This is a genomic window from Aeromonas intestinalis (genome assembly GCF_054052485.1).
On the sequence record NZ_JBSTYK010000006.1, the window covers coordinates 84,978 to 110,594 of the forward strand.

The window sequence follows — 25,617 nt, forward strand, 5'->3', positions numbered from 1 at the left end:
CGGGATGTCCAGATGAAGAGAGGGGGAGCCATTATTCCAGACTCCCGGAACCCGGCCTAGGGTTCGAGCGCCTGTTTCAGCTCCCCCAGCAGGGGATCCTCTCCCGGCGCCTGGCTGGCACCATAGCTGCCAAGCAGCCTGCCATCGCGGCCGATGAGGTACTTGTGGAAGTTCCAGCCGGGGGCATCACCACCGGCGGCGGCTGACAGCCCCCGGTAAAGCGGGCTGGCATCGCTGCCGCGCACGGCAATGCGGTTGAACATGGGGAAGGTAACGCCGTAGTCTCGCCGGCAGACGGTCGCCGTCTTGCCCTCATCGGCAGACTCCTGCCAGAAGTCGTTGGAGGGGAACCCCAGAATAATCAGTCCCTTGTCCTTGTAGTTCTGGTAGAGCCGCTCCAGATCCGCGAACTGGCCGCGATAGCCACAATAGGAGGCGGTGTTGACCACCAGCACCACCTTGCCCTCGGTGAGCTGGCAGAGGTTATGCCGCTGGGTGCTGTTCAACTCCCGCTGTTCCAGATTGAAGTAGGCAGGACAGGCGGCGGTACTGCCCGCCCCGAGCCACAGCAGCAGGATCCTCCATTTCATCTCGCGCTCTCCCGTGGGTATACATGGTTTCATGATACTGGCAGCAGAAGTCGCTGTTGGCGACCCTCAGATCACTCAATGCAGGGGAATGCCGGTGAGCCAGCCATGACCCCAGAAGATAAGCAGGGCCGTCACCGCCAGCCCGGCCCCCAGGCTGATCCCCGTCCCCTGCCAGGTCGCCGCCGGACGGGGCACGGCGCGCCAGTCCCGTACCGAAATCCAGACCAGGCTGATGAGCGCCCACAGACCCAGGCCACCGAACAACATCAGGGAGCGGGCTTCGCTGTTCACGGCCAGATGGGCGCCCGCCCACAGCAGGGTGCCGATCAGCTGGGGGTGCACCAGGTAGCGTCTGAAATGGTTGTTCCCCTGGCCTGCACACAGCAGGATGAGCGCCACCGGCATGGTAGCCATCGCCAGCATGGGACCCCAGGCGGGCAGGAAGTAGAGCGGCATGGGGCTGGCCATGCGCCAGCCGGCGAGGATGCAGCCGATGGCCACGAACACCAGCAGGGAGAAGAGTCCCTTGTAGCGGTTCTCCCCCAGCCGTTCCCGCAGACGGGCGCGGTGTGCCGGGGCGAAGCAGGGATAGAGGTGAGTCAGGGTAAACAGCACAACCCCCAGGGTCAGCAGGATCATGGGCGTCTCCTCGCACCTTGCCCTTCATGGGGGTTAACTATGCCGCAAAGGCCCGAACGAGAATAGAAAAACCATATAAAAGACAGCGGGATAATGAAAAAAGCCGATCAGAGATCGGCAAGGTGCGTCAGAGGGTCTGCTGCCAGGCAGCCAGCCACATCCGCTACACGGGGCGGGGTTGGCCGGTGCCAGGCACCGGCCGAATGAGGTTTATTTGCGCAGCAGGTAGAGGGCGGCCACGTTGCGGGCCGTGAGCTCCAGATTGGTGGTGGCGGTGGCCAGCGCCTCCGGCAGGGCCATGGCCCGGTTGACCACCGCGAAGACGGCATCCAGACCGTGTTCATGCACCACGCCGTAGTCATCGGTGAGGCAGCCTGCGATGCCGATCACCGGCTTGCCGAACTGCTTGGCACAGCGGGCTACGCCGATGGGGGTCTTGCCATGAATGGTCTGGCTGTCGATGCGTCCCTCGCCGGTGATGACGAGATCCGCGTCGGCGACCGCCTCCGCCAGCTTCAACGCCTCGATGACGATCTGGATGCCGGGCTTGAGTTCGGCACCGAGCAGCCCCACCAGGGCAGCCCCCATGCCACCGGCGGCGCCGGCTCCCGGGATCTCCTTCACCTGCTTGCCGAGGGCCTGCTCGATGCAGTCGGCGTAGCGGGCCAGGTTGGCATCCAGTTGCGCCACCAGCTCGGGGGTCGCCCCCTTCTGGGGACCAAACACCGCAGAGGCCCCCTTCGGGCCGCACAGCGGGTTGTTCACGTCACAGGCCACCTCGATGGTGAGCCCGGTCAGACGGGGATCCAGCTCGCTCAGATCGATGCTGGCCAGCTCGCTCAGACTGCCGCCACCCTGGCCGATGGGAGTGCCATCGGCTTTGAGCAACTTGCCGCCCAGCGCCTGGATCATACCGGCGCCGCCATCGTTGGTCGCACTGCCGCCGATGCCGAGGATGAGGTGACTCACCCCCATCTCCAGGGCGGCCAGGATCAGCTCCCCCGTGCCCCAGCTGGAGGTCAGCAAGGGGTTGCGCTGCTCGGGCGCCACCAGATGCAGGCCGGAGGCGGCCGCCATCTCGATGACGGCACGCTCGCCGTCACCCAGCAGACCGATGAAGCCTTGCACCCGGTTGCCGAGCGGGGCGGTTACCTCCACCGGCAGGATGCGGCCACCGGTGGCATCCACCAGGGACTGCACCGTGCCCTCGCCACCATCGGCCATGGGCAGCTTGACGTAGGTAGCGTCAGGCAGCACCTGCTTGAAACCGGCCTCGATGGCATCAGCCACCGCCATGGCGCTCAGGCTCTCCTTGAATGAATCCGGGGCGATAACAATTTTCATATCAATTCCTTAGGCGAGACCGAACACGCCAAACATCAGGGTGGAGACGGCAGCAATCGTCAGACCGACGGCAGTTTCATAGGGGATGAGCTTGAGACGCTCGCTCACACCCATGTGAACGCTGCCCCCGGTGGCATGGAAGAAGGAGCCATGGGGCATGTGGTCAAACACGGTGGCACCGGCGTGGATCATGGCGGCCCCTGCCAGACTGGTGATACCCAGTTCGATCAGGGTAGAGCTGAACACGTTGGAGGCCACCACGGTACCGGCCGTGGTCGAGGCGGTTGCCAGAGACATCAGGGCACCGGAGATGGGGGCCAGCAGGTAGGAGGGCAGACCGGACGCAGTCAGGCCGCTGATCAGCACATCTTTGAGGCCGGAGTTGGCGATGATGCCCGCCAGGGTACCTGTCCCCAGCAGCATGATGGCAACCGGCGCCATCCGTGCCAGACCGGAGACCGCGAACTGGTTCACCTTGCTGAATTTACCCATCATCAGGGCGCCCACCAGGCCGCCGAGGGGCAAGGCGATGAGCGGGTCGACAACGATGCCGGCCACCGGGCGCAGGGCCAGCAGCAGGATGGCGACCAGGGGCGCGCTGATGGCGGCCATGAAGCCGGGCAGAGCGGCGCCATCGAAGCTCACCACCTCGTCGGCGGCAACCTTGCTGCCCTTGTTGTTGAGGCGCTTGGCGAGCCAGTAGGCCATCACCAGACCGAACAGACCCGGGATGATGCCAGCCGCCATCACGGAAGTGAGGGGCAGGTGGAAGGCGTCGGAGGCGGCGATGGCGTTCGGGTTCGGGGACATGACGTTGCCCGCCTTGCCGCCGCCGATCATGGCCAGCAGGATGGCCGCCTTGGAGAGGTCGGCACGGCGCGCAATGGCGAGTGCAATGGGGGCGACCGTGATGACGGCCACGTCCACGAAGACGCCCACCGCAGTCAGGATCAGGGTGGCCAGGGCCAGGGCCAGCAGGGCCCGGGTCTCGCCAAGCTTGCGGACTATGGTCTCGGCGATGGTGGTCGCCGCGCCAGATTCAATCAAGACGCCCGCCAGCACACCGGCGGCCAGGATCCGCATCACGGCGGTGGTGATCCCCTGGGCGCCGCCGATCATCAGGGCGACGGTCTGGGTCAGGTCGGCACCGCCGATCAGGCCGCCGGCCAGAGCGCCGACGATCATGCCATAAGCGGGCGGTACCTTCTTCAGGATGAGGAAGATGGCGATGGTAAGCGCGGCGAGAGCGCCGAGCGCGGATACAGGGATCATGACGGGCACCTTTTGTTGTAGTTAGTGGCCGCCATTATGGGGATCCCCGCCGGGAAAGCTTTGGTTAAAAAACCAAAACTTGATGACGAAAATCCATATTATTTGTTCAATTATACAAATCAGCTATCCAGATTCAGTCCGAGATAGAGTAGAAACTTGTCATCTAACTTGTTGAAATTTAAACCGGTTATCTGCTCTATCCGGGTCAGGCGGTAGCGTAGGGTATTGGGATGAATGAAGAGTGAATCGGCACAGGGATGCAGATCACAATCCTGCAAGAAATATTGGCGCAGCGTCTTCTGCAGCACCCCCTTGGCGTCCTCCCTGGCCAGTTTCTGCAGGGGCGCCCGCAGCTGATCCGCCTGCCAGGAATCCGCCAGACTGCCGAGCAGCACCGGCAGCCGATAATCCTCGAAGAAGTAGACCTGCTTGCGCGGCGCCTGGCGCATGCCACGGCGCAGGGTGTCTCGCGCCGTCTGGTAGGAGCGCGCCAGTCCGCCGATGCCGGCGAAGTAATCACCCACCCCGATGCGCATCTTGAAGTGGGGAATGCGGGCCAGCAGCTGCTTGATGCGACTGCGCTCCTGCTCCGACTGCCAGACGCCGTCGCTAAGCTGGGCCGGTTTAAGCACCACGATCTCGTCCAGTCCGTTGATGGCCACCAGGTTGTCCCGCTCCGGGTTCTCCAGCAGGTGCACCAGCTCCCGCAGGCGGGCGGGATCCGCCTCCTCCAGCGCCAGCACCGCGACCACCCGTGGCTGGGCCAGATCCAGGCCGAGGAAGCGGGCCGCCTGCTGCAACTGATCGACTCGCCCCTCGCCGCGGATGAGTTGCAGCACCAGCTCCTCCTTGTGGCGCTTGTCCCACTGCAACTGCTCGGTGAGCGCCGCCTGCTCCAGAATGAGCTCCGCCGTCATGCGCACCAGTTCGGCGTAGGCACGAACGATGTCCGGATCCCCCGAGATGCCGATGACCCCGAGCAACTCCCCCTGATAGGCGATGGGCAGATTGATGCCGGGGCGGACCCCCTTGAGCTGCTTGGCGGTGGCGTCACTGATCTCCACCACCCGGTTTTCGGTCAGCGCCAGCACGGCCCCCTCGTGACGCTGAAGCAAGCGCTCCGGGTTGCCGGACGCGATGATGAGACCGTGCTCATCCATGACGTTGACCGAGAAGGACAATATCTTCATGGCCCGGCTGACGATCTGCCGCGCCAGGCTCTCATCAAGCTGCATGGGGACTCCGATCGGTGGCGGGGGAGCGGGAAATGAACGACATGGGGTCTCCGTGTAAAAGCCGGGTGGCAGCGCAAAGATGCCACATCCTCAAGACAAGCGAGGGGGGGATCGCTAGAATAGGCCACTTTACCTCAGGTATGCCCCGCCAGGGATCACGGAATTGACGGGATCCCTGATGATGAGCCTGCCGTTATCTGATGGACGCCGCTATGGACTATGAATTTCGCCGCGACCCGTTTGGTGGCTATCGCGCCCGGTTCTCCATGGGTCACGAAGCCATCGGCCAGTGGCTGATCGACGAAGTGGGCAAGGATGAGGAGAAGCTCGATCAGCTGTTCTCCATCATCGACGAGCTCTCCAGCCGTGCCCGCGTCGAGTATCAGCTGGCCGGGGGCGACTACTCTCTGCTGCTCACCCACGAGGAGGCAGAGGTCAAGGCCAACGTCCTCAATATCGAGCTGGGCGAGGATCTCGACGATCTCGCCTACTACGATGATGAACAGCTGGCCATGTGCGGGCTGGAAGATTTTGCCCAGGTGCTCGCCTCCTGGCGCGCCTTTATCCGCAACGAGGATATGGGCTAGGTATTCAATACAGGCAGGGCAAGCGCCCGCCACAACCCAACAGGATTGACTATGTCTATTTACGATTTTGATGACGAACTGCCGGAAGACGAGCAGGATCAACCGAAGAAAGCCGCCCCGGCCAAGAAGAAGGGCAAGCAGGTGCTCAACACCCAGGTCAACCTGAGCCCGCGCGATGCCAGCCGTCTGAACGGCATGCACGTCGAGGCCATCACCACCCTGGATGACGTCAGCCTGCCGAAGAACGTGATCTTCAAGGCCGGTCTCATCGCCCTGGGCGAGCTGGAAGCCACCAAGCGCGCCGACATCATCGCCCGGGTGATCGCCGAATCCGGCCGATAAGCCTCGACACCCGCGCTCAAAGGCAGTCATACATGCTGATGACGTGGGTGGATGAAAATTTAAATATCGCCTGATGTGAAAAAACCGGAGCCTCTGCTCCGGTTTTTTGTATCCCGGCGATGACAGGATCCTCGACCGCCACGGGATCCGACCAGTCTATTGACCCTTGTGTCACGGCAGGGGTAGCCGGTAAGGTGCGCCCCCTCGATGCCAAAAGGAGACTCAATGTTACCGCTTCCTGATGCCCTGATCTGGGGGACACTGGCGCTGGCCGTGCTGCTCTGTCTCGCCCGCCAACGCACGCCCGGCCTCATCCTGCTCGGGGTCGCCCTGACTGCCGCCCTGACCCTGGGCCGTATCGCACCGCCCGCTCTGCTGGTCAGCCTCGCCGGCCTGTTGCTGGCCTGGCGCACTCCCACGCTGCCCCAGCCCTGGCGCCCGGTGGCCCTCGCCCTGGTGCTGCTCTGGGCCATCGCGCTCACCCTGCACCTGGTGCCGGGGTTTGACAACCTGCGGGTACTGGACAAGGTTCAGGCCGGCCCCGCCAGCGTGCCTTTCACCCTCTACCTCAATCTGGACAAGCCGCTGATCTTCTTCGGCCTGCTGCTGGCCTGGCCCAGCCTGCTGGGTCAGGGCGGCCCCCTGCGCTGGCGCCCCCTGGCGCTGCTGGTGTTGCCGCTGGCTGCCATGTTGTTGCTCGCCTGGCAGCTCGGAGCCCTCAAGCCCGAGCTGGGCCTGCCCCACTGGTGGTGGCTGTTCGCCTTCAACAACCTGCTGTTCACCTGCGTGGCGGAGGAGGCGCTGTTTCGGGGCTTCATCCAGCAGGCCATCGCCCAGCGCAGCCGGGTCTGGCTGGGGATCCTGGCCGCCAGCCTGTTGTTCGGGGCGGCGCATCTGGCCGGCGGTCTGCTGCTGGTGCTGTTCGCCACCCTGGCCGGGGCCTGCTACGGGTTGGCGTTCCAGCTGAGCGGCCGCCTCGGCGTCGCCATCCTGCTGCACTTCCTGTTCAACTTTACCCATCTGGCCCTGTTCACCTACCCCATGGCCAGTCGATAACGCGGGGTCGGCCGCAGAAAAGGCGCATAAAAAAGCCCCGAACCGCAAGGTCCGGGGCTTGTTGTGACGCCTGGCGTCAGTCGACGTAGAAGGTCTGCTGGAAGCTGAGGGTCTGCTGCTGCCCCTCCCCCATGATCTTCAGGGTGAACTGGTAGGTGTCCTCGTTGCGATAGGGCAGTACCGCCAGGTAGTAGATGGACTCCCCTTCCTTCACCTCCTGGAAGCTCAGGGTGCGGATGGTGCCGGTCAGGTTCTTGGCCTCGCCGCTGATGCCGACCGCCTGGGCCACCCCTTGTTTGTTCTGCACCGCGATATTGACGATGCCATTGTAGCGGCTGCGTTCCAGCCCGTAGGCCTTGGCCACCTCGGGGGTGAGGAAGCTGGAGTTGAAGGCGCTGTAATGCACCCGCCAGGGGCCCAGCTCCTTCATCTGTTCCGCCTGCAACGGCAGCGCCATCAAGAGTGCCAGCAGGCAGCTCATCCAGGCTGTTTTCATGATGTCATCCCTCTCCTGTTCCGCTTTCCAGCAGGGCATCTATCTCGACGGGGATCTGCCTCGGTGCCTCGATGGCCACCGTCTTGTGCCGACCGAGCTCTCCCCGCACTATCCTGACCTGCCCCTTGGCCACCTTGAACTGCTTGGCCAGATACTTGATCAGATGGCCGTTGGCCTGGCCATCCACCGGCGGCGCCGTGATGGCCACTTTCACTTCATCGCCGTGCAAGCCGACGATTTGATCCCGGCTCGCCTTGGGCTGGATCATCAGATGCAGTACCAGATCGTCCCCTTCACGCAGGACGGCCGGCATCAGATCATCCACCACAGCTGGCCGAACAGATCCCCTAACAGATAGTTTATGGCCTGCAGCGCGATAAAGGCGACCAGCACGGAGAGATCCAGCCCGCCCAGGGCCGGCAGGATGCGGCGGATGGGGGCCAGGAAGGGCTCGGTCAGCTGATGCATCACGTACTCGATGGGGTTGCGACCCTGGCTGACCCAGCTCAGGATAGCGCGGATCAGCAGCACCCAGAAGATCATGGAGCCCGCTTTCTTCAGCACGGTGAGGAAGGCGAACAGGCTGAGGGTGAGCCAGTCAGCCAGCAGCACGTTCATGCTCTTGAGCAGCGCCAGCTTGGCGAAGGCGATGATGAGGGCCAGCAGCACGGAGGCCATGTCCAGCCCGCCAAAGCCCGGAATGATGCGACGCAGGGGCACCACCAGCGGGTTGGTGAGCTTGACCACCATCTGGCTCATGGGGTTGTAGAAGTCGGCACGGGCCCACTGCAGCCAGACGCGCAGCAACACCACCATGAGGTAGAGATCGAAAATCGTGTTAATCAGAAAGTAAGCGGTATTCATCTGGGCTCCCGGTTAAGGACTGTGTTCAAAAAAGGGTTTCCATCTCGGCGGCGCGGGTCACGGCTGCCTGCATGGCGCGAGCGGTGAGCGGCATCAGCCCCTGCTCCTGGAAGGTCTTGACCGCCTCGGCGGTGGTCCCCCCCTTGCTGGTCACCTGCTCCCGCAGGGTCTGCAGGGAGAGTTGTGGGTTCTGCTCCACCATGGCGGCGGCACCGAGGGCCGTCTGCTGCACCAGCAGCCGGGCCTGCTCGGGGCTGAATCCCATGGCTTCGGCCTCTTCGGCGATGGCCTGCATGAACAGGAAGAAGTAGGCCGGGGCGCTGCCCGCCGCGGCGATGACGCCGTTGATCCCCGCCTCCTGCTCGGTCCAGAGGGTCTTGCCCACGGACTGCATCATCTGCTCGGCGAAGTTCCGATCATCCTGCCCGATGGCGGCAGGCGCATAGAGGCCCGTCATGCCGAGCCCCAGCAAGGAGGGGGTATTGGGCATGGCGCGCACGATGCGATCATGACCGCCCGCCATCTCCTGGAGGCGCTCGACCCGGATGCCGGCGGCAATGGAGATGAGCAGCTTGCCCTCCAGGGAACCGACCCTGGCGACGAGCTCCGTCAGCATGGTTGCCATCAGCTGGGGCTTGACCGCCAGCACGATGGCATCGGCCGCCCTGGCCGCCTCGGCGTTGTCCTGGGTGACACGGATGCCAAACTGGCAGGCCAACTCGTCCAGCTTGGGACGGCTCGGGTTGGCGGCCAGGATGCAGTCGGCGGGATAGCCCGCCTGGATGAGGCCGGCGATGATACTGCGGCTCATGTTGCCTGCGCCGATAAAGGCAAGAATTCGGTGTTGCATCACGCACTCCTGTGGTCAATGTGATTGGGACATCTGCCGTAACGGCGCCGATACGCCGGGGGATGACAGACTCCCGAAACTGATGGTATTGCCGCCCTGACTGTCGGCCCGCAATGGGCACAATCCCTTCGCCAGTCAGGATGTGCGGCGCAGGATGATGAAGCCCGGCGGGGTTGGCCGGGGCAACCGCATCCCGTGCTCGCTATGAGTAGTCGCGGGCGCCGAAGATGGCGGTGCCAACCCGCACCATGGTGCTGCCATGGGCGATCGCCGGCTCCAGATCCTCGGTCATCCCCATGGAGAGGGTGTCGACACTCGGGTATTGTCGCGCAAGCTCGGTGAACAGAGCCTGCATGCGCCGCATCTGCCCGGCCAGCACCGCCTCGTCGCTGGTGTGTTCCGGGATGGCCATCAAGCCGCGCAGCACCAGTCGATCACAACCGGCAACCAGAGCTGCCAGCCGGAAAATCTCTTGCTCCGACGTACCGGATTTGCTGCTCTCTCCGCTAATATTGATTTGCAGACAGACATTTAGCGGCGCCATCCCGGCCGGACGTTGGTTGTTGAGGCGCTCGATCAGCTTGTCACGATCGACGCTTTGAACCCAATCGAATCGCTCCGCCACCAATCTGGATTTGTTGGATTGCAGGGGCCCGATAAAGTGCCACTCTATGTCTGCGTAGTCTGCACTCGCCGTCTGTTCGGCCCGGGCACGCAGGGTGTCGATCTTGGTGGCCGCCTCCTGGGCGTAGGATTCGCCGAAGCGGCGCTGGCCGGCGGCATAGGCGGCCTGAATATCCTCGAGGGGTTTGGTCTTGCTGACCGCGAGCAGCTCAATAGGATCGGCGCCACGGCCAACCCGTCTGGCCGCCTGTATGATACGTTCCTTTACCTGAAGCAGGTGCTGGGCAATCTGGCTCATATTTCGTTCGTGATCTTGTGATGGGAGAAAAACAAATCTATGGATATCACAGAGTTATTGGCTTTTAGTGTAAAGCATAAGGCCTCGGATCTACACCTCTCGGCCGGGGTTCCTCCGATGATCAGGGTTGATGGGGAGGTTCGCAAGATCAATTTGCCCGCCCTGGACCACAGGGAAGTACACGCCCTCATCTATGACATCATGAATGACCACCAGCGCAAGGAGCTGGAGGAGAACTTCGAGGTGGACTTCTCCTTCGAGGTGCCCGGCATGGCGCGCTTCCGGGTCAACGCCTTCCAGCAATCCCGTGGCTCGGGCGCCGTGTTCCGGACCATTCCAAGCCAGGTCATGAGCCTCGAGGATCTGGGGGCACCGGAGATGTTTCGCAAGATAGCCGAGTTCCCCCGCGGGCTGGTGCTGGTCACGGGGCCGACCGGCTCCGGCAAGTCCACCACCCTGGCGGCCATGGTCGACTACATCAACGACAACACCCACCAGCACATCCTCACCATCGAGGATCCCATCGAATTCGTGCACGAGAACAAACGCTGCCTGGTCAACCAGCGCGAAGTCCATCGCGACACCAAGAGCTTCACCAACGCCCTGCGCTCGGCCCTGCGGGAAGACCCCGACATCATACTGGTGGGGGAAATGCGGGATCTCGAAACCATACGCCTGGCCCTGACCGCCGCTGAGACCGGCCACCTGGTGTTCGGCACCCTGCACACCTCGTCAGCGGCCAAGACCATCGACCGTATCATCGACGTCTTCCCGGGCGCGGAGAAGGACATGGTGCGATCCATGCTCTCCGAATCCCTGCGCGCCGTCATCTCCCAGACCCTGCTCAAGCGGATCGGCGGCGGCCGGGTAGCGGCCCACGAGATCATGCTGGGGATCCCGGCGGTGCGAAACCTCATCCGGGAAGACAAGGTGGCCCAGCTCTACTCCGTCATCCAGACCGGGATGACCCACGGCATGCAGACCATGGATCAGAGCCTCAAGCAGCTCGTCAACCGTGGCGTCGTGGCCGCCCTGGATGCCAAGGCCAAGGCGGCCGATCCCAACAGCATTTAAGAGAACCTCAAACCCAAGGAGACGCTATGAACATGGATGTTCTGTTGGCTGCACTGGTTGAACAAAAGGGGTCGGATCTGTTCATCACGGTCGGCGCCCCCCCCACCCTCAAGGTCAATGGCCGCCTGGTGCCCCTCGGCGAGGTCCCGCTGGATCGCCAGACCACCCTGACGCTGGTCAGGAGCAGCCTGGATGCCGCGCACCTCGAACGCTACCTGCATAGCCGGGAGGCCAACTACGCCATCGTCCGCGAGGGGATAGGTCGTTTTCGGGTCAGCGCCTTCTGGCAGCAGGATCAGCCGGGCATGGTGCTGCGCCGCATCGAGACCCAGATCCCCGGCTTTGAGGAGCTGAAACTGCCCCCAATCCTGCAGGACGTCGCCATGGCCAAGCGTGGTCTGGTGCTGTTCGTGGGGGCCACCGGTGCCGGCAAGTCCACCACCCAGGCCGCCATGATAGGCTTTCGCAATCAGCACGGTTACGGCCATATACTGACGGTGGAGGATCCGGTGGAGTTCGTGCACAGCCACGGCCGCTGCCTGGTCACCCAGCGAGAGGTGGGCATAGACACCGAGTCGTTCGATGTGGCACTCAAGAACTCCATGCGTCAGGCCCCGGACGTGATCCTCATCGGCGAGATCCGCAGCCAGGAGACCATGGAACTGGCCATCCAGTTCGCCGAGACGGGCCACCTCTGTCTCGCCACCCTGCACGCCAACAACGCCAACCAGGCGCTGGATCGCATCCTCCATCTGGTGCCCCAGGAGAAACACCGCCAGTTCCTGTTCGATCTCTCCTTCAACCTGCGCGCCATCGTCGCGCAGCAACTGCTGCCCAACCTGCACGGTCAGCGCCGGGTCGCCGCCTTCGAGATCCTGCTCAACACCCCGCTCATCACCGACATCATCCGCAAGGGGGAAATCCATCGGCTCAAGGAGGTGATGACCAAATCCACCGAGCTCGGCATGCAAACCTTCGATCAGGCGCTGTTCACCCTGTTCTGTGGCGGCCAAATTGGCTACAGTGAGGCCCTCGCCCACGCCGACTCCGCCAACGACCTGAGGCTGCAGATCAAGCTCTCCGGTCGCCAGCAGCTGGGCACAGGTTCACTGGACAGCGCCACCCTGGATGGATAATGAGGGGGCGCTGTCCATCGCGAATGAAGGAAAGTTATGCTGATTGTGGTTTCCCCGGCCAAGACGCTGGATTACGAGTCGCCGCTGGTGACCTCCCGTTTCACCCAGCCCGAGCTGCTGGATCACTCCGCCCGGCTCATCACCCGCGCCCGCCAGCTGACGCCGGCCCAGATCGCCAGCCTGATGAAGATCAGCGACAAGCTGGCGGGGCTCAATGCGGCGCGCTTCAGCGAGTGGCAACCGGACTTCACCCCGGCCAATGCCCGCCAGGCGCTGCTGGCCTTCAAGGGGGATGTCTACACCGGTCTCGCGGTGGAAGACTTCAGCGAGGAGGACTTCGCCTTTGCCCAGACGCATCTGCGCATGCTGTCCGGTCTCTACGGGGTGCTGCGCCCGCTGGATCTGATGATGCCCTACCGCCTCGAGATGGGGATCCGCCTCGACAACGAGCGCAGCAAGGATCTCTATCAGTTCTGGGGCGACATCATCACCGAGCACCTGAACAAGGCGCTGGCGGCCCAGGGGGACGAGGTGCTGATCAACCTGGCTTCCGACGAGTATTTCAAGTCGGTGCGCCCGAAAGCCCTGACGGGGCGGATCATCACGCCGGTGTTCAAGGACGAGAAGAATGGTCAGTACAAGATCATCAGCTTCTACGCCAAGAAGGCCCGCGGCATGATGGCCCGCCACATCATCAAGCACCGCCTGACCGAGGTGGAGCAGCTGACCGGTTTCAACGATGGCGGCTACCGTTTCGTGGCCGAAGAGTCGGACCCGCACACCCTGATGTTCAAGCGCGCTGAAAATTAATTACAAAAAAAGTGAACCAACCACGGGATCCTCGGGTCTGAACCTATGAATCCTCTGTTGTAAGCACTTTTTTGTTAGCCGACGTTCATGCGTCGGCTTTTTTCTGTCCGCGATCCGGCGGGGTCCTGCCAGGCTCCCCCTGAAACAAAACGGCCACCCAGAGGTGGCCGCCTGACAATGGCTTACTTCTTTTTCTTCTTGGCGGACTTCTTCTTGCCATCCTTCGGCTTTTTCTTCTTCACCGGCACCCGGGCTTCCTTGTGCTTGGGACGCAGCTCATCGATCACCCGGCGCTTGAGGCGCTCCTCGGTGTAGCGCTCGATCTTGGCCACCATGGCCATGTCGTGGGCCTCCACCAGGCTGATGGCGCAGCCCCGGTTGCCGGCACGGCCGGTGCGGCCGATGCGGTGCACATAGACATCGGTGCCATAGGGCATGTCGTAGTTGATGACATGGCTGACATTCGGCAGGTCGATGCCGCGAGCGGCGACGTCGGTGGCGATGAGGAAGGGCACCTCTCCTTCGTGGAACTTGCGAATGGACTCGATGCGCTTGGCCTGCTCCATCTCGCCGCGGATCCAGGCGCAGGGCACGCCCGCCGCCTGCAACTGGCCGGAGAGCTCAGCCAGCCGCTCGCGGGTCTTGACGAAGACGATGGCCTTCTGGGTCTGCGGATCCTTCAGGATGTGTATCAGCAGCGCCAGCTTGTGGGCTGCGTCGTCCGCCAGGTGCACCCACTGGGTGATGGGGCGACGCTCGCTGCGGGGTGGCTCGGCGTGCAGTTCCACCGGGTCTTTGAGGATCTCGTTGGCAAACTTGGTGAGGCCGGCCCCCTCCAGGGTGGCGGAGAAGAGCATGGTGTGCTTGCGGTAGCGCGCCTCTTCCACGATGCGGTTCACGTCCTTGATGAAGCCCATGTCCAGCATGCGGTCCGCTTCATCCAGCACCAGCACTTCGATGTCGTGGCTCTCGAACTCTTCCTTCTCGATGTACTCGAGCAGGCGGCCCGGGGTCGCCACCACGATGTCGGTGGTCTTGGTCAGCGCCGGCAGCTGCTCTTCATGGCTGACACCGCCGATGATGGTCTCGATGCTGAGGTGGGTGTGCACCGCCAGCGCCTTGGCGTGGGCACTGACCTGCAGCGCCAGCTCCCGGGTCGGGGTCAGGATCAGCATGCGGCAGGGGCCCGGCTTGCGGCGCGGGAAGTCCAGCAGGTGCTGCATGGCGGGCAACAGGAAGGCGGCGGTCTTGCCGGTTCCGGTCGGCGCGGACGCCAGAATATCGCGGCCATCCAGGGCTGGCTCCAACACCATCTGCTGGATGGTCGTGGGGCGGGTGAAACCCATCTCGGCCAAGGCCCGGTTGAGGGCGGGATTCAGGTCGAAATCATCAAAGGACTGGCTCATGGCAATACTCGGTCATTTAGGAAGCGGCAGATTATAGGCGATTATGTCGCCCGCTCCTATGGCGCTGGCACCTTAGCCGCTATAATCGCCGACCATTTTTTGTATCGCGGACGGGATAGAGGGCCAGATGGGGCGCAGCAACGGCTTTACCTTCAAACAATTTCATGTCGCCCATGACCGCTGTGCCATGAAGGTGGGCACCGACGGCATCCTGCTCGGTGCCTGGGCCCCGCTGACCGGCGTGCGCCGGGTGCTGGACATCGGTACCGGCAGCGGCCTCATCGCCCTGATGCTGGCTCAGCGCAGCACAAGCGACTGCCAGATCGATGCGGTAGAGCTGGATAAGGATGCAGCCAGCCAGGCCAGAGAGAATGTCGCTGCCTCCCCCTGGGCCCACAGGCTCAACATAATGGAAGCGGCCATCCAGGATCACCGGGCGGCGCCCTATGACCTCATCGTCTCCAACCCGCCCTACTTCGTGGCAGGCCAGACTTTCAGCGACCCGGCCAGGGCATTGGCCCGGCACACCGGCAGCCTGGGTCCCCGGGCGCTGCTGGCCGCCTGCCAGCGCCTGCTGGCTCCGAGCGGCCGGGTGGCGCTGGTGCTGCCCACCGCCATGGCTGCTGAAATTTTATGCATTTCCGAGCATTTTGAACTGTATGCCAGTTGTTATACAGCTGTTATCACCAAGGAAGGGAAAGAGGCAAATCGCGTTTTATTGCTACTTCACAGAGGATTAAATAGGTGTGAACGGGGTGAAATTGTGATCCATTCTGCTACTGGAGGCTATTCCGACAGATACATCCAACTAACCCACCCCTTCTATTTGAAGATGTAAATTTTGTCTTGAAGAATTTTTCCACATCATTATGCTGACTGTTAAACGAGCACCCGCTCCAGACCAGCCAAAACCACTGGTCATGATGAAAAAAACAGCGGGGCTCCTTTTTTTTATCCCCGAGGGGCCTGGGTCACTGACCAATAAAAAACTATAACAAGCAATAGTTTACAAGACAGACGAGGTTGAACTTGACGAAATCACTCACGACGTCCGATGTACTCGGATTGGGCTTTATGACCTTCGCCTTCTACCTGGGCGCCGGTAACATCATCTTCCCGCCCCTGGCCGGCTATCTGGCGGGTGAGCACCTCTCCCTCGCCATGCTGGGCTTCCTGGTCACCGCCGTGGGCCTGCCGCTCATCACCATCATCGCCGTCGCCAAGGCTGGCAACGGCTGGGCCGGCATGACCAAGCTGCTGCCTGCCGGCATCGCCACCACCCTGGCGGTCGCCATCTACATCATCATCGGCCCGGCCTTCGCCGCCCCCCGTACCGGCCTCGTCGCCTACGAGATGGGCATCAAGCCCTTCATCGGTGACATGGGGCAGGCGGGTCTCGCCGTCTACACGGTGATCTTCTTCGGCATCGCCATCCTGGTCTCCATGAATCAGGGCAAGCTGATGGACGCCATCGGCAAATACCTGACCCCGGTGCTGATGATCCTGCTGCTGACCCTGGCCGTCGGCGTCTTCATGGCTCCGCAAGGCACCATGCCTGCCGCCACCGGCGACTACCAGAGCGGCCCCTTCGTGAAAGGGATCCTGGAAGGCTACAACACCATGGACACCCTGGCGTCCCTGATGTTTGGCGCCCTCATCGTCGATCTGCTGCGCCAGAAGGGCATCACCGACTACCAGAGCCAGTTCAAGTACCTGGCCATCGCCGGCGTCATCTCCGCCATCGGTCTGTCCGTGGTCTATGTCTCCCTGTTCCAGCTCGGTAACACCGCCGCTGGCGTGGCCACCGATGTCAGCAACGGCGGCGCCATCGTCAACGCCTACGTGCTGAGCCTGTTCGGTCAACCGGGCCAGTTCATCCTGGCCGGCATCATCACCCTGGCCTGTTTCACCACCGCCGTGGGCCTCATCTCCGCCTGCTCCGACTTCTTCCACAATCTCACTGGCATCGCCTACAAGAAGCTGGTCGTGCTGCTGGGGGTCATCTGTGCCGTGGTGGCCAACGTCGGCCTGAGCCAGCTCATCAGCCTCTCCATCCCGGTGCTGGTTGCCATCTACCCGGTCGCCGTGGCCCTGGTACTGGTCACCTTCCTGAAGGGCTACTTCGGTCGTCCGCGCCTGGTGTTCCGCTCCGTGCTGCTGGTCGCCTTCCTGTTCGGCTGCCTGGATGGCCTGGGCGCCGCCGGCATGAAGATGGATGCGTTCGCCTTCCTGCCGCTGTTTGACAAGGGCCTGGCCTGGTTGCTGCCAACCCTGCTGGCCTGTGGTCTGGGCGTGATGATCCGCGCCGGTGACAAGCTGGCTGCCGAAGCCGCCTGATAGTCCACCGCACATGAAAAAGGGCCAGCATCTGCTGGCCCTTTTTGTTTGTCTCGAGATGAACGGTTCGGGCTAGAGCCCGGCGCCCGGTTTGGGTTTGCCGGCCAAGCCATACCAGTGATGCTCTACCCTGCCCGCATGCCAGCTGAGGGTGCCCCATGGCTGCTTCGCCTGCCAGCGGGGGAAGCTTATCAGGACGCTGTTGTCCTCATACTTGTAGATGGAGGTCTTGAGCTGGATGTCCGACAGGATCAGCAGCAGGACTGCCGCGATGAAACTCCATTTCAACGCTTTCCACATGATGGGTTACTCGAAGCAGATTTCGATGGTGGCGCGGCCGTAGTCCGAATCGAACGGCATCATGATCTTGGCCCCGTCCGCCCTGTGGGTGATGGTGTGATTCGGCCCCGAGACGATGATGGGCGTCGCCATGTCGAACTCGTAGCCCTTCTCCCCCAGCATCCGCTTGGCCCCGCCGGTCACCATGTTGGTGATCTCCCCCACCATGTCGGTGACCTCCTCGTTGAGGGTGGTCGGCGCCTCCCCCAGCATGCGGCGCATTATCTCCAGCGCCAGCCCCTTCTCGAAGCTGATGGAGAGGGAACCGCGGGTCTGCGGGCCCACCATGCCGATGAGGCCGGACACATCCCCGCGTGCCAGCTCGTCCGTCTTGCGCTTGGGGGCGCCGGGCTTGAGCTCCAGCTGCGCCATGGTGGAGATCACGTTGAGCAGGGAGAGCAGGAACGGGTTTACAAAATCAGCCTTCATCATGCCTCCGGGGCATCGGCGCAACGGGCACATTGGCCGTGAGCCTCTATGGTCTTGTTGGTAATAGTAAAACCATGCTGGCGCGCCTGCTCGGAAAAGGCGCCGTCGATGGCGTTGTCGTGCAGCTCCACCACATCGCCGCAGCGATCGCAGATCAGCAGCTGCATCGGGTGGGCATGGTCGAAGTGACAGCAGAAAATGAAGGCGTTGAGGGATTCCACCTTGTGGGCGAAACCCTGTTCCAGCAGGAAGTCGAGGGCCCGGTAGACGGTCGGTGGCTTGGCATGGGCCTCGGTCTGCTGCAGTTGGGCCAGCAGGTCGTAAGCGCTGATGGCATTGCCGTGGGCCGCCAGCAGGCGAAACACCTGACGCCGGGTGGGGGTGAAGCGGATCCCGCGCTGTTCGCAGAGGCGTTCCGCCCTTAGTAAGAGTTGGTCTTGATTCATCATCACGCAGCTACCCTGTCAATTAGCCGGATACTATCACAGGGCCCAGCCGAGGCGGCGACAAAATTCATTTTCGGGGGGGCCCTCACGTTGTGGTAGGATCCGGCCCCTTGTTTTGCCACCCCGGATGATTTTTATGCAGGCGCAGCGCTTCTCCATCGCCCCCATGCTGGACTGGACCGATCGACATTGCCGTTATTTCCATCGGCTGATGACCAGTCAGACGCTACTTTATACCGAGATGGTCACCACTGGCGCCATTATCCATGGCAAAGGCGACTATCTGGGCTACAGCGAGCAGGAGCATCCCATCTCGCTGCAGCTGGGAGGCAGCAATCCGGCGGATCTGGCCCGCTGCGCCAGGCTGGCCGCGGAGCGCGGCTATGACGAGATCAACTTGAACGTGGGCTGCCCCTCGGATCGGGTGCAGAACGGCCGCTTCGGTGCCTGCCTGATGGGAGAACCCGCCCTGGTGGCCGACTGCGTCAAGGCGATGCGCGACGTGGTGGACATTCCAGTCACCGTGAAGACTCGCATCGGCATCGACGAGCAGGACTCCTACGAATTCTTGCAGGCCTTCATCGAGCAGGTGCGGGACGCCGGTTGCGACACCTTCATCGTCCATGCCCGCAAGGCCTGGCTGAGCGGGCTGAGCCCCCGCGAGAACCGCGAGATCCCGCCCCTGGACTACCCGCGCGTCTACCGGGTCAAACAGGACTACGCCAACCTCACCATCGCCCTCAACGGCGGTGTCACCAGCCTGGAGCAGACCCTCGAGCATCTGCAACATGTCGACGGCGTCATGATGGGGCGCGAGGCCTACCAGAATCCTTACCTGCTGGCGCAGGTGGACAACCTGTTGTTCGGCCAGAACAAAGCAGTACCGAGTCGCCATGAGGTGGTACGCATGATGCTGCCCTACATGGAGCAGGAGCTCGCCAAGGGCAACTATCTCTCCCACATGACCCGCCACATGCTGGGCCTGTTCCAGAACATGCAGGGGGCTCGCGCCTGGCGTCGTCACCTGAGCGAGAACGCCTGCAAGCCCGGCGCCGGCATCCAGGTGGTGCTGGACGCCATGGCCAAGGTACCCGAGTTTCTCCAGACCGAGACGGTGGCATAAGCATGTATCGTTTCACCGGCACCTGGCTGCACAAGGCCCTGGTACGCCTGTGCGCAGGCCTGCTCGCCATCCTCGGCATCAAGCTCAGCCCCTTCTATCTGCTGGGGCTGGTGGTCGTGCTCGGCCTGCACAAGGATCAACTGCTGGGCTGAGCCTTTTCCCTGCCCGCAGACACAAAAAAGCCGGAACCTCGCAGTTCCGGCTTTTTCATTGATGTGGGGCTTACTCGGTCGCCTCGACGAACTGCAGTTCGGGAGGTAGGGAGGTCAGCACGTCGGCGCAATAATCCCAGGTCGAGATGCGGTAGTGCTGCAGATCCTCGTCCAGATGCAGGCCATCGGACTCCTGATGGAACCAGCTGGCGAAACGGGACGGGGTGATCAGCTGGATCTGCTCCTCGAGGGTGTGACTGTCGCGCCCCTCCGCCAGATCGCAATCCTCCATGACCCGCACGGCGAAGATGTGACGGAAGCTGACCCGGCACAGGTGCTGCGGCGGCAGATCGATGCTGCGTGCACGGCCCAGCACCACGGTCAGGGTGTCGCTCCAGATATCCTGATGCAGTTCGGCCACGACCAGGCCGGGGGGAAGTTGACGAGCGGGTGCCCAGGGCACGGCCACCTGCCGAATGGCATTCTTCTGTTCCATATCCACCTCGCTACAGCGACTGCCATATCCTGAGTGTATCTGAAACAAATTCTGCCGGCGATGGCAAGAAAAAACCCGGCAGGTGCCGGGTTCACAGGATTACTTGACGCTATTACTTGACGGCGTCTTTCAACGCCTTGCCTGCCACAAAGGACGGCACATTGGCGGCTGCAATCTGGATCTCTTTGCCAGTTTGCGGGTTGCGACCGGTACGGCCCGCACGATGGTTGACCTTGAAGGTACCAAAACCCACCAACTGAACGGCATCGCCCTCTTTCAGGCTCTGGGTAATACCATTGATGATCTCTTCCAGAGCAACTTTGGCCTGAGCTTTGCTCAGGTCTGCTTTGGCGGCAATTGCATCGACAAGTTGAGCTTTGTTCATAACATTTCCTTTATGATCGGGCATTTAGCACCGGGCCACTCTATTCAAAAAAAAACACTCAGGCAAAGGCTTTATCAGCCCCATTGGCTTGAATGCTGGGGTTTTCATCAAGATCTGCGGAAATAGTCACATATCTCGCCCCTTCATCGTCCTTGGTGACGACACGGCGGCGCACAACCGATGAGGGACTTGTACGCAAACCCCCACCTGATGTAACAATATCCCCACACTCCTATTGACGGTCAACAGGATTTTCCCTAGTTATAGGAAGTGTCGTCAGTCGATGGAATGACCGCAGGCCTGCCGCCATCGCGCCGCAGGCCATGCCCATGGAGGGTTTATGTTAACTGAACTGGAAAACACCAAGCGCGCTTTGGCAGGCAAACACAGGGCCATTGACGACTGGCTCGACGCTCGCCAGGCCTTGCTGGTCGAGTACATCCGGCTGGCCGGCCTCAAACCTGCCAGAGCCAAGCAGCGCTCCCTCCCCAGCCATAGCGAGTTGCAACGCTTCTGCGAACAGCTGGTCGACTACGTCAGCGCCGGTCACTTCGAGATCTACAACCACGTGGTGACGGCCTTCGAGCAGGCCAGCGGCGACAAGCTGGAGCTGGCCAAGCGCATCTATCCCCATATCCGGGCCTGCACCGAATTCGCCCTGGAGTTCAACGACAAGTACAGCAATGCCGACGAAGCCCAGTTGCTGTTGCTCGACGATGACCTGAACCATCTGGGCCCCGTGCTGGAAGACCGATTCAAGCAGGAGGATCGTCTGGTGAAGGCGCTGCAGGTGGTGGAATCTCTCAGCCACCAGCAAGGTTGATGGTCAATACCGGAGCCAGCTCAAGATCCTGCCGCTCAAGCTGGATTACAATCTGAAGCAACCTTTGCCAGCCCTGAATCGGCCTTTCTACCGGAGATGAACATGCCAGAGCGCCGCCAGTTTACCCGGATCTTCTACCTGACCGCCGCCAGGCTGAGCCAGGGGGGGCGTCAGTGGCGCACCCAGCTGGTCGATGTCTCCCTGCAGGGTGCCCTGCTGCTCAGGCCGGAGGATTGGTCCCCCAGCGGCGACAAGGAGTACGAGGTCTGTTTCGTGCTCAGCGGCAGCGATATCGAGATCAAGATGCAGGTGGAGCTGACACACGAGGCCAGCAAGAAGCTGGGCTTCTACTGCCACCACATCGACATCGACAGCGCCAGCCACCTCAAGCGGATGATCCAGCTGAACGTGGGAGAAGAGCAGCTGCTCTATCGCGAGCTGGAACAATTGCTGCAGGAGCATCAGGATCACGCAGCCCCCAGCCCTGAGTGACCGGGCTGCATGATTCAAAAGAAAAAGGAGCGCCAACGCGCTCCTTTTTCTTTGCCGCAACTGACCTCGTTACAAGGCCTCGAGGGCGTCGGACAGTTTCTTCACCGGCACCACCTCCATCCCCTCGATGGGATGTTTGGGGGCATTAGCGTGAGGCACGATGGCACGCCGGAAGCCGTGCTTGGCCGCCTCCTGCAAGCGCTCCTGGCCGGAGGGCACGGGCCGGATCTCGCCGGAAAGCCCCACCTCCCCGAACACCACCAGATCCTTGGGCAGGGCCTGATCCCGGAAGCTGGAGACCATGGCCAGCAAGAGCGCCAGATCCGCGCTGGTCTCCTCCACCTTGACGCCCCCCACCACGTTGATGAAAACATCCTGATCCGCCATCTGCAGGCCGCCGTGGCGATGAAGCACCGCTAGCAGCATGGCGAGACGGTTGTGATCCATCCCCACCGCCACCCGGCGCGGGTTGGAGAGCTGGGAGTAATCCACCAGCGCCTGCAGTTCCACCAGCAGCGGCCGGGTCCCTTCCCAGATCACCATGACGATGGAGCCCGGCGCCTGCTCCTCCCCCCGGCTCAGGAAGATGGCGGAGGGGTTGCTCACCTCCTTCATGCCCTGCCCGGTCATGGCGAAGACCCCGAGCTCGTTGACCGCCCCGAAGCGGTTCTTGTGGGAACGCAGGGTCCTAAAACGGGAGTCATGGCCCCCGTCCAGCAACACGGAGCAATCGATGCAGTGCTCCAGCACCTTGGGACCCGCCAGGGTGCCGTCCTTGGTGACATGGCCGACCATGAAGATGGCGACGTGGTTCTGCTTGGCGTAGCGGGTGAGCAGGGCCGCGGATTCCCGAACCTGGGAGACGGAACCCGGCGCGGACTGCACGTCCGCCACGTGCATCACCTGGATGGAGTCGATGACCATGATCTGCGGCTGCTCCTGCTGGGCGATGAGGCAGATCTGCTCGACGGAGGTTTCAGACAGCATGCGCAGCTTGTCGGTGGGCAGCCCCAGCCGGCTGGCCCGCATCGCCACCTGTTGCAGGGACTCCTCCCCGGTCACGTACAGGGTCTTCATCCGCTCGGCCAGTCCGCACATGGTCTGCAGCAGCAGGGTCGACTTGCCCGCCCCCGGATTGCCACCGATCAGGATGGCAGACCCCGGCACCACGCCACCGCCAAGCACCCGATCCAGCTCCTTGAAACCGGAACTGAAGCGGGGGATCTCGGTGGTGGCGATCTCCGCCAGGGTCTGCACCTGGCTGCCGACTGCGCCGGCATAGCCGCTGTAACGGGCGCTGCTTTTGCCCGGGGTATTCACCCCCAGCCGGACTTCGCTGATGGTGTTCCACTCCTTGCACTCGCTGCACTGACCTTGCCAGCGGGTAAAGTCGGCGCCACATTCGGTGCAAACATAGGCGGTTTTGTTTTTGGCCATGGATAACTCGGGGACAGGATGAATTCCTGCTTGATATACTTGTTTGCGACCGACAGATCAAACCCAGATTCGGAAAAGTGACCCTCCGCGGCAGGATGACATGGATTCAGAACAGCCCCTACACCTGATAGAACAGCTTGTCCCCCTGCTTCGGGAAAAGGACTTCGACGAGATCTTCAACCGTCTGACTCAAAACGAAAATACCAACAGTCGCTTCCTCCTCAAGATGGAGCTCAAGCGCAAGTGCACCCCCTGCCGGCGGGTGATCGACATGCGCAGCGAACTCGGCGAGCTCTGTCAGGTCTATGAGTCAGAGGGCGTGACGCATTTCATGCCCACCGAGGCCATCGCCCTGTTCCAGTCCCAGTGCTATCTCTACCGGGACAGCTACACGCTGGGGGTCTACGAGGCGTTGCAGGTCTGGTACAAACTCAATCAGGGGCGCATGGATCGCCTCTCCCTGCCCAGCAGCCCGTTTCATCCCTTCGACGTCAACGCCATCCCCTTCGCCAGCCACTATGGCCGCCAGGAGGAGCGGATGCACTTCAGCTCCCCCATGGTACTCAGGCTGGCCAGCGGGGAGAAGATCTTCGCCAAGAGCTCGGATCTCTCCCTCGGCGGGATCCGGGTCTCTGTCCCCTACCTGCCCGACTACCAGACCGGTGAGCAGATCGAGGTCATCTTCACCGGTCTGGAACGGGAATCGGCCAATCCCTTGCTGCGTCAGCCCATCGATTACCAGATCCTGGGGGAAGAGCAAAAAGAGGGGAAATTCTGGCTGAGGCTGGTGAAGAGTGGGGATCATCCTGCCTTCGAGCGCTTTCTCAGTGAATTCATCGAACACAACCGCAGCCGCTACCGGGTCAGTGTCGATTACCTGCTGTCCGCCGCCATCATCAAGGGCTATGAGCAGTTCTACCTGCCGCGGATGACCGGCATGCCCCTGTTCTTTGGCAAGGGGGATGCCCCCGCCCTTGAAATCGCCCTGCGCACTGAGAACAACCAGCATCTGCTCGAATACTGGCGAGACGCCAAGAACCGGGACATGCTCGCCAGCCTGTTCCCGCCGGCCCGGCTGCGCGATCTGCTGCCCCAGGGCGGTGGATTGAAAGAGACCCTGATCTACAGCTTCACCCACTCGGTACGCAGCCACCTCTACTTCTTCTCCGCCACCCGGGAGGAGCTGCAACAGAGCGGCCTGACCGCCCTCTTCTTCCAAGTCGGCGCCCGCCGCCCCAGCTGGCGAGTCTACAAGTTCAGCCTGGAAGCTTGTTCGATTGCGGAGGCCGATCTCGACAGTCAACAGGGCGAACCCCACCAGTTGCAGGACATGCTGCTGCGAGAGAGGCTGAAACAGATAGGTTATGTGGGAGCGCTGCAGGAGATTGGCCTGGACAACCAGCGCGAGGAGTTCGGCTACGATGCCAGCCTGCACCACAACGCCAATGAGTTGCAGCGCTTCGGTCACGGCATCGAGGCCGCCCCCTTCGAGATAGAGACGCTGCACTATGTGCAACTGCGCAAGGAGGCACGCTACGTTCACAAGACCGCCATCGTCATCCGCCACAAGGAGCGGGCCTGGCTCGGCTGGACCCGGGACATCTCGGCCCACGGCATGCAGGTCGAGCTCGAAGAGCCCCTCGACGGGGAGAAGGGGGATATCCTCCAGGTTGCCCTGCCCCGGCTGCAGGAGCTCTCCAAGAGCATGGATCTGCAGCGTCTGCCCTACCGGCTGGTCAGCCAGAACCTCAGTCGCACCGTGCTGCATCTGTGCATCGAGGGGACGCCGGAGCGTCACACCGGCCATCAGTTCTTCAGCCTGCTGATCGAGAGCAACCAGAACAAACTCAAGGCCACCCGGGAGCACAGGCGCTACCGTGGCATGGCGCGAGCGCTGCGCAACATCTTCACCCACCACCTGTTCGACACCCCCGTCTACATCAACAAACAGAAAGCGGCTCCCCAGCTGGTGGCGGCGGGCCTCTCCCCCCGGCCCCGCAGCCTCACCAAGCTGCTGCACTCCTGCGCCGAGCAGGAGGGAGAGATCAACCTCTATCCCCTGTTCCAGGGGGGGCTCCTCAAGAGCCTGCTGCTCAATCCCCTGCGAGCCATCGAACGGGAAGACAAACCCGCCCAGGAGGAGGTCTATATCGCCAGCCTCCACTCCCAGGGAGGAGCGCCTCTGTTCCTCAGCCGTCTGGCGAGCAGCTTCCCGACCCTGGCGGACAAGCGCCGCTTCGTGGAGCTGGCCCTGCAACAGGGGCAGTTCTACTCGGTACTGGTCGGTATCTCCCGCACCGGCCGGCCGGATACCAGCTTCATCGCCAACGAGCTGGACTACATCGCCAAGTTTGCCATCCACAAGGCCAAGAAGCTGGAAGAGGAGCTGTGGAGCGTGGTAGGGGTCGGTGAGCTGACGGACACCAGCCAGGCCACCCTGTTCCGGCTCGGCATCCGGCCAGCGGCTTAACCCAGGGCAACCTTCGTCGGTTCACCCGCAAGAGAGAGGGCGGCCCCAAGGCCGCTCTCTCTGTA

30 protein-coding genes are annotated in these 25,617 nt (G+C 62.4%); 13 read left to right on the top strand and 17 right to left on the bottom strand.

Annotated features, from left to right (window positions below):
* Nucleotides 1-56: 56 nt before the first annotated feature.
* The 5 genes from ACW5W7_RS09315 to ACW5W7_RS09335 form a co-directional block, all read right to left on the bottom strand.
* Nucleotides 57-590: a glutathione peroxidase gene (locus ACW5W7_RS09315; RefSeq protein WP_456501508.1), complete on the bottom strand. Its 534-nt coding sequence runs from the start codon at nucleotides 588-590 to the stop codon at nucleotides 57-59.
* A gap of 75 nt (nucleotides 591-665) precedes the next feature.
* Nucleotides 666-1,229: an NnrU family protein gene (locus tag ACW5W7_RS09320; RefSeq protein WP_456501509.1), complete on the bottom strand. Its 564-nt coding sequence runs from the start codon at nucleotides 1,227-1,229 to the stop codon at nucleotides 666-668.
* Nucleotides 1,230-1,439: 210 nt separating this feature from the next.
* Nucleotides 1,440-2,573: a glycerate kinase gene (locus tag ACW5W7_RS09325; RefSeq protein ID WP_456501510.1), complete on the bottom strand. Its 1,134-nt coding sequence runs from the start codon at nucleotides 2,571-2,573 to the stop codon at nucleotides 1,440-1,442.
* 9 nt (nucleotides 2,574-2,582) lie between these two features.
* Entirely contained in the window at nucleotides 2,583-3,845 is a 1,263-nt protein-coding gene (locus ACW5W7_RS09330) for a GntP family permease (protein WP_349919704.1), read from the bottom strand.
* Between the two features lie 119 nt (nucleotides 3,846-3,964).
* Nucleotides 3,965-5,080, bottom strand: coding sequence for a sugar diacid recognition domain-containing protein (locus ACW5W7_RS09335; RefSeq protein WP_456501511.1), 1,116 nt, complete (start codon nucleotides 5,078-5,080; stop codon nucleotides 3,965-3,967).
* Between the two features lie 212 nt (nucleotides 5,081-5,292).
* Here ACW5W7_RS09335 and ACW5W7_RS09340 point away from each other — a divergent pair, with 212 nt between their 5' ends.
* The 3 genes from ACW5W7_RS09340 to ACW5W7_RS09350 all read left to right on the top strand — a co-directional run bounded on the left by ACW5W7_RS09340 (nucleotide 5,293) and on the right by ACW5W7_RS09350 (nucleotide 7,065).
* Nucleotides 5,293-5,667: a YacL family protein gene (locus tag ACW5W7_RS09340; protein ID WP_456501512.1), complete on the top strand. Its 375-nt coding sequence runs from the start codon at nucleotides 5,293-5,295 to the stop codon at nucleotides 5,665-5,667.
* A 51-nt stretch (nucleotides 5,668-5,718) separates the two neighbouring features.
* A complete protein-coding gene (locus ACW5W7_RS09345; protein WP_349919708.1) occupies nucleotides 5,719-6,009 on the top strand; it encodes a hypothetical protein in 291 nt (96 codons plus the stop codon).
* 225 nt (nucleotides 6,010-6,234) lie between these two features.
* On the top strand, nucleotides 6,235-7,065 hold the full coding sequence (locus ACW5W7_RS09350) for a CPBP family intramembrane glutamic endopeptidase (RefSeq protein WP_456501513.1): 831 nt from the start codon (nucleotides 6,235-6,237) through the stop codon (nucleotides 7,063-7,065).
* A gap of 76 nt (nucleotides 7,066-7,141) precedes the next feature.
* On the opposite strand, the gene ACW5W7_RS09355 is transcribed toward ACW5W7_RS09350, so the two are convergent.
* The 5 genes from ACW5W7_RS09355 to ACW5W7_RS09375 all read right to left on the bottom strand — a co-directional run bounded on the left by ACW5W7_RS09355 (nucleotide 7,142) and on the right by ACW5W7_RS09375 (nucleotide 10,197).
* The gene (locus tag ACW5W7_RS09355; protein ID WP_456501514.1) at nucleotides 7,142-7,561 is read right to left on the bottom strand and encodes a DUF4426 domain-containing protein; all 420 of its coding nucleotides are present in this window, start codon (nucleotides 7,559-7,561) and stop codon (nucleotides 7,142-7,144) included.
* Nucleotides 7,562-7,565: 4 nt separating this feature from the next.
* Nucleotides 7,566-7,874 (bottom strand): DUF167 family protein YggU, encoded by a 309-nt coding sequence (gene yggU, locus ACW5W7_RS09360; RefSeq protein ID WP_456501515.1) that lies wholly within the window; start codon nucleotides 7,872-7,874, stop codon nucleotides 7,566-7,568.
* On the bottom strand, nucleotides 7,874-8,425 hold the full coding sequence (locus ACW5W7_RS09365) for a YggT family protein (RefSeq protein ID WP_456501516.1): 552 nt from the start codon (nucleotides 8,423-8,425) through the stop codon (nucleotides 7,874-7,876). The genes yggU and ACW5W7_RS09365 overlap by 1 nt, the downstream gene beginning before the upstream one ends.
* A gap of 25 nt (nucleotides 8,426-8,450) precedes the next feature.
* On the bottom strand, nucleotides 8,451-9,275 hold the full coding sequence (gene proC / locus ACW5W7_RS09370; protein WP_456501517.1) for a pyrroline-5-carboxylate reductase: 825 nt from the start codon (nucleotides 9,273-9,275) through the stop codon (nucleotides 8,451-8,453).
* A gap of 202 nt (nucleotides 9,276-9,477) precedes the next feature.
* Nucleotides 9,478-10,197: a YggS family pyridoxal phosphate-dependent enzyme gene (locus ACW5W7_RS09375; protein WP_456501518.1), complete on the bottom strand. Its 720-nt coding sequence runs from the start codon at nucleotides 10,195-10,197 to the stop codon at nucleotides 9,478-9,480.
* A gap of 39 nt (nucleotides 10,198-10,236) precedes the next feature.
* Between ACW5W7_RS09375 and tapT the strand changes: the two genes are divergently transcribed.
* From tapT to yaaA, 3 genes are read left to right on the top strand one after another with little or no spacing between them, the layout of a single operon-like run.
* Nucleotides 10,237-11,271: a type IVa pilus ATPase TapT gene (gene tapT, locus ACW5W7_RS09380; RefSeq protein ID WP_456501519.1), complete on the top strand. Its 1,035-nt coding sequence runs from the start codon at nucleotides 10,237-10,239 to the stop codon at nucleotides 11,269-11,271.
* A 26-nt stretch (nucleotides 11,272-11,297) separates the two neighbouring features.
* Complete coding sequence (locus tag ACW5W7_RS09385; protein ID WP_456501520.1) at nucleotides 11,298-12,407, top strand: PilT/PilU family type 4a pilus ATPase; 1,110 nt, start codon at nucleotides 11,298-11,300, stop codon at nucleotides 12,405-12,407.
* Between the two features lie 36 nt (nucleotides 12,408-12,443).
* Entirely contained in the window at nucleotides 12,444-13,217 is a 774-nt protein-coding gene (gene yaaA, locus ACW5W7_RS09390; RefSeq protein ID WP_456501521.1) for a peroxide stress protein YaaA, read from the top strand.
* Between the two features lie 182 nt (nucleotides 13,218-13,399).
* Here the strand turns inward: yaaA and srmB are convergent, their stop codons facing one another.
* Nucleotides 13,400-14,623 carry an ATP-dependent RNA helicase SrmB gene (gene srmB / locus ACW5W7_RS09395; RefSeq protein WP_349919724.1) on the bottom strand — a complete coding sequence of 408 codons (1,224 nt, stop codon included), beginning with the start codon at nucleotides 14,621-14,623 and terminating at the stop codon, nucleotides 13,400-13,402.
* Between the two features lie 127 nt (nucleotides 14,624-14,750).
* Here srmB and ACW5W7_RS09400 point away from each other — a divergent pair, with 127 nt between their 5' ends.
* Together ACW5W7_RS09400 and brnQ are read left to right on the top strand one after the other, a co-directional pair.
* Nucleotides 14,751-15,461 carry a tRNA1(Val) (adenine(37)-N6)-methyltransferase gene (locus ACW5W7_RS09400; protein ID WP_456501522.1) on the top strand — a complete coding sequence of 237 codons (711 nt, stop codon included), beginning with the start codon at nucleotides 14,751-14,753 and terminating at the stop codon, nucleotides 15,459-15,461.
* 236 nt (nucleotides 15,462-15,697) lie between these two features.
* Entirely contained in the window at nucleotides 15,698-16,960 is a 1,263-nt protein-coding gene (gene brnQ, locus ACW5W7_RS09405) for a branched-chain amino acid transport system II carrier protein (RefSeq protein WP_349922565.1), read from the top strand.
* A 72-nt stretch (nucleotides 16,961-17,032) separates the two neighbouring features.
* Here the strand turns inward: brnQ and ACW5W7_RS09410 are convergent, their stop codons facing one another.
* The 3 genes from ACW5W7_RS09410 to zur are packed head-to-tail and all read right to left on the bottom strand — an operon-like array spanning nucleotide 17,033 to nucleotide 18,174.
* Nucleotides 17,033-17,260, bottom strand: a complete 228-nt coding sequence (locus tag ACW5W7_RS09410; RefSeq protein ID WP_456501523.1) for a hypothetical protein — start codon at nucleotides 17,258-17,260, stop codon at nucleotides 17,033-17,035.
* A gap of 6 nt (nucleotides 17,261-17,266) precedes the next feature.
* Nucleotides 17,267-17,728, bottom strand: a complete 462-nt coding sequence (locus tag ACW5W7_RS09415; RefSeq protein ID WP_349919728.1) for a chemotaxis protein CheX — start codon at nucleotides 17,726-17,728, stop codon at nucleotides 17,267-17,269.
* Complete coding sequence (zur, locus tag ACW5W7_RS09420; protein ID WP_349922568.1) at nucleotides 17,728-18,174, bottom strand: zinc uptake transcriptional repressor Zur; 447 nt, start codon at nucleotides 18,172-18,174, stop codon at nucleotides 17,728-17,730. The genes ACW5W7_RS09415 and zur overlap by 1 nt, the downstream gene beginning before the upstream one ends.
* Before the next feature lie 136 nt (nucleotides 18,175-18,310).
* Here zur and dusA point away from each other — a divergent pair, with 136 nt between their 5' ends.
* Together dusA and ACW5W7_RS09430 are read left to right on the top strand one after the other, a co-directional pair.
* The gene (dusA, locus tag ACW5W7_RS09425) at nucleotides 18,311-19,297 is read left to right on the top strand and encodes a tRNA dihydrouridine(20/20a) synthase DusA (RefSeq protein ID WP_456501524.1); all 987 of its coding nucleotides are present in this window, start codon (nucleotides 18,311-18,313) and stop codon (nucleotides 19,295-19,297) included.
* Nucleotides 19,298-19,299: 2 nt separating this feature from the next.
* Nucleotides 19,300-19,449, top strand: a complete 150-nt coding sequence (locus ACW5W7_RS09430) for a hypothetical protein (RefSeq protein WP_349919731.1) — start codon at nucleotides 19,300-19,302, stop codon at nucleotides 19,447-19,449.
* 70 nt (nucleotides 19,450-19,519) lie between these two features.
* Here ACW5W7_RS09430 and ACW5W7_RS09435 read toward each other — a convergent pair whose 3' ends face one another.
* Together ACW5W7_RS09435 and hupA are read right to left on the bottom strand one after the other, a co-directional pair.
* Nucleotides 19,520-19,945, bottom strand: coding sequence for a hypothetical protein (locus tag ACW5W7_RS09435; RefSeq protein ID WP_349919733.1), 426 nt, complete (start codon nucleotides 19,943-19,945; stop codon nucleotides 19,520-19,522).
* Between the two features lie 112 nt (nucleotides 19,946-20,057).
* The gene (gene hupA / locus ACW5W7_RS09440; protein WP_005305063.1) at nucleotides 20,058-20,330 is read right to left on the bottom strand and encodes a nucleoid-associated protein HU-alpha; all 273 of its coding nucleotides are present in this window, start codon (nucleotides 20,328-20,330) and stop codon (nucleotides 20,058-20,060) included.
* A 340-nt stretch (nucleotides 20,331-20,670) separates the two neighbouring features.
* On the opposite strand from hupA, the gene rsd reads away from it, so the two are divergent.
* Together rsd and ACW5W7_RS09450 are read left to right on the top strand one after the other, a co-directional pair.
* A complete protein-coding gene (rsd, locus tag ACW5W7_RS09445; protein ID WP_349919734.1) occupies nucleotides 20,671-21,153 on the top strand; it encodes a sigma D regulator in 483 nt (160 codons plus the stop codon).
* A gap of 102 nt (nucleotides 21,154-21,255) precedes the next feature.
* Nucleotides 21,256-21,645, top strand: coding sequence for a PilZ domain-containing protein (locus ACW5W7_RS09450; RefSeq protein ID WP_349919736.1), 390 nt, complete (start codon nucleotides 21,256-21,258; stop codon nucleotides 21,643-21,645).
* A 69-nt stretch (nucleotides 21,646-21,714) separates the two neighbouring features.
* On the opposite strand, the gene radA is transcribed toward ACW5W7_RS09450, so the two are convergent.
* Nucleotides 21,715-23,082 (bottom strand): DNA repair protein RadA, encoded by a 1,368-nt coding sequence (gene radA / locus ACW5W7_RS09455; protein ID WP_434664325.1) that lies wholly within the window; start codon nucleotides 23,080-23,082, stop codon nucleotides 21,715-21,717.
* Nucleotides 23,083-23,182: 100 nt separating this feature from the next.
* Between radA and ACW5W7_RS09460 the strand changes: the two genes are divergently transcribed.
* Entirely contained in the window at nucleotides 23,183-25,552 is a 2,370-nt protein-coding gene (locus ACW5W7_RS09460) for a PilZ domain-containing protein (RefSeq protein WP_456501525.1), read from the top strand.
* Nucleotides 25,553-25,617: the final 65 nt, after the last annotated feature.

Excerpts from the sequence above, each read along its gene's own strand:
- ACW5W7_RS09315 (WP_456501508.1), bottom strand. The coding sequence starts at position 590 with ATGAAATGGAGGATCCTGCTGCTGTGGCTCGGGGCGGGCAGTACCGCC.
- ACW5W7_RS09320 (WP_456501509.1), bottom strand. The coding sequence starts at position 1,229 with ATGATCCTGCTGACCCTGGGGGTTGTGCTGTTTACCCTGACTCACCTC.
- ACW5W7_RS09325 (WP_456501510.1), bottom strand. The coding sequence starts at position 2,573 with ATGAAAATTGTTATCGCCCCGGATTCATTCAAGGAGAGCCTGAGCGCC.
- ACW5W7_RS09330 (WP_349919704.1), bottom strand. The coding sequence starts at position 3,845 with ATGATCCCTGTATCCGCGCTCGGCGCTCTCGCCGCGCTTACCATCGCC.
- ACW5W7_RS09335 (WP_456501511.1), bottom strand. The coding sequence starts at position 5,080 with ATGCAGCTTGATGAGAGCCTGGCGCGGCAGATCGTCAGCCGGGCCATG.
- ACW5W7_RS09340 (WP_456501512.1), top strand. The coding sequence starts at position 5,293 with ATGGACTATGAATTTCGCCGCGACCCGTTTGGTGGCTATCGCGCCCGG.
- ACW5W7_RS09345 (WP_349919708.1), top strand. The coding sequence starts at position 5,719 with ATGTCTATTTACGATTTTGATGACGAACTGCCGGAAGACGAGCAGGAT.
- ACW5W7_RS09350 (WP_456501513.1), top strand. The coding sequence starts at position 6,235 with ATGTTACCGCTTCCTGATGCCCTGATCTGGGGGACACTGGCGCTGGCC.
- ACW5W7_RS09355 (WP_456501514.1), bottom strand. The coding sequence starts at position 7,561 with ATGAAAACAGCCTGGATGAGCTGCCTGCTGGCACTCTTGATGGCGCTG.
- yggU (WP_456501515.1), bottom strand. The coding sequence starts at position 7,874 with ATGCCGGCCGTCCTGCGTGAAGGGGACGATCTGGTACTGCATCTGATG.
- ACW5W7_RS09365 (WP_456501516.1), bottom strand. The coding sequence starts at position 8,425 with ATGAATACCGCTTACTTTCTGATTAACACGATTTTCGATCTCTACCTC.
- proC (WP_456501517.1), bottom strand. The coding sequence starts at position 9,275 with ATGCAACACCGAATTCTTGCCTTTATCGGCGCAGGCAACATGAGCCGC.
- ACW5W7_RS09375 (WP_456501518.1), bottom strand. The coding sequence starts at position 10,197 with ATGAGCCAGATTGCCCAGCACCTGCTTCAGGTAAAGGAACGTATCATA.
- tapT (WP_456501519.1), top strand. The coding sequence starts at position 10,237 with ATGGATATCACAGAGTTATTGGCTTTTAGTGTAAAGCATAAGGCCTCG.
- ACW5W7_RS09385 (WP_456501520.1), top strand. The coding sequence starts at position 11,298 with ATGAACATGGATGTTCTGTTGGCTGCACTGGTTGAACAAAAGGGGTCG.
- yaaA (WP_456501521.1), top strand. The coding sequence starts at position 12,444 with ATGCTGATTGTGGTTTCCCCGGCCAAGACGCTGGATTACGAGTCGCCG.
- srmB (WP_349919724.1), bottom strand. The coding sequence starts at position 14,623 with ATGAGCCAGTCCTTTGATGATTTCGACCTGAATCCCGCCCTCAACCGG.
- ACW5W7_RS09400 (WP_456501522.1), top strand. The coding sequence starts at position 14,751 with ATGGGGCGCAGCAACGGCTTTACCTTCAAACAATTTCATGTCGCCCAT.
- brnQ (WP_349922565.1), top strand. The coding sequence starts at position 15,698 with ATGACCTTCGCCTTCTACCTGGGCGCCGGTAACATCATCTTCCCGCCC.
- ACW5W7_RS09410 (WP_456501523.1), bottom strand. The coding sequence starts at position 17,260 with ATGTGGAAAGCGTTGAAATGGAGTTTCATCGCGGCAGTCCTGCTGCTG.
- ACW5W7_RS09415 (WP_349919728.1), bottom strand. The coding sequence starts at position 17,728 with ATGAAGGCTGATTTTGTAAACCCGTTCCTGCTCTCCCTGCTCAACGTG.
- zur (WP_349922568.1), bottom strand. The coding sequence starts at position 18,174 with ATGAATCAAGACCAACTCTTACTAAGGGCGGAACGCCTCTGCGAACAG.
- dusA (WP_456501524.1), top strand. The coding sequence starts at position 18,311 with ATGCAGGCGCAGCGCTTCTCCATCGCCCCCATGCTGGACTGGACCGAT.
- ACW5W7_RS09430 (WP_349919731.1), top strand. The coding sequence starts at position 19,300 with ATGTATCGTTTCACCGGCACCTGGCTGCACAAGGCCCTGGTACGCCTG.
- ACW5W7_RS09435 (WP_349919733.1), bottom strand. The coding sequence starts at position 19,945 with ATGGAACAGAAGAATGCCATTCGGCAGGTGGCCGTGCCCTGGGCACCC.
- hupA (WP_005305063.1), bottom strand. The coding sequence starts at position 20,330 with ATGAACAAAGCTCAACTTGTCGATGCAATTGCCGCCAAAGCAGACCTG.
- rsd (WP_349919734.1), top strand. The coding sequence starts at position 20,671 with ATGTTAACTGAACTGGAAAACACCAAGCGCGCTTTGGCAGGCAAACAC.
- ACW5W7_RS09450 (WP_349919736.1), top strand. The coding sequence starts at position 21,256 with ATGCCAGAGCGCCGCCAGTTTACCCGGATCTTCTACCTGACCGCCGCC.
- radA (WP_434664325.1), bottom strand. The coding sequence starts at position 23,082 with ATGGCCAAAAACAAAACCGCCTATGTTTGCACCGAATGTGGCGCCGAC.
- ACW5W7_RS09460 (WP_456501525.1), top strand. The coding sequence starts at position 23,183 with ATGGATTCAGAACAGCCCCTACACCTGATAGAACAGCTTGTCCCCCTG.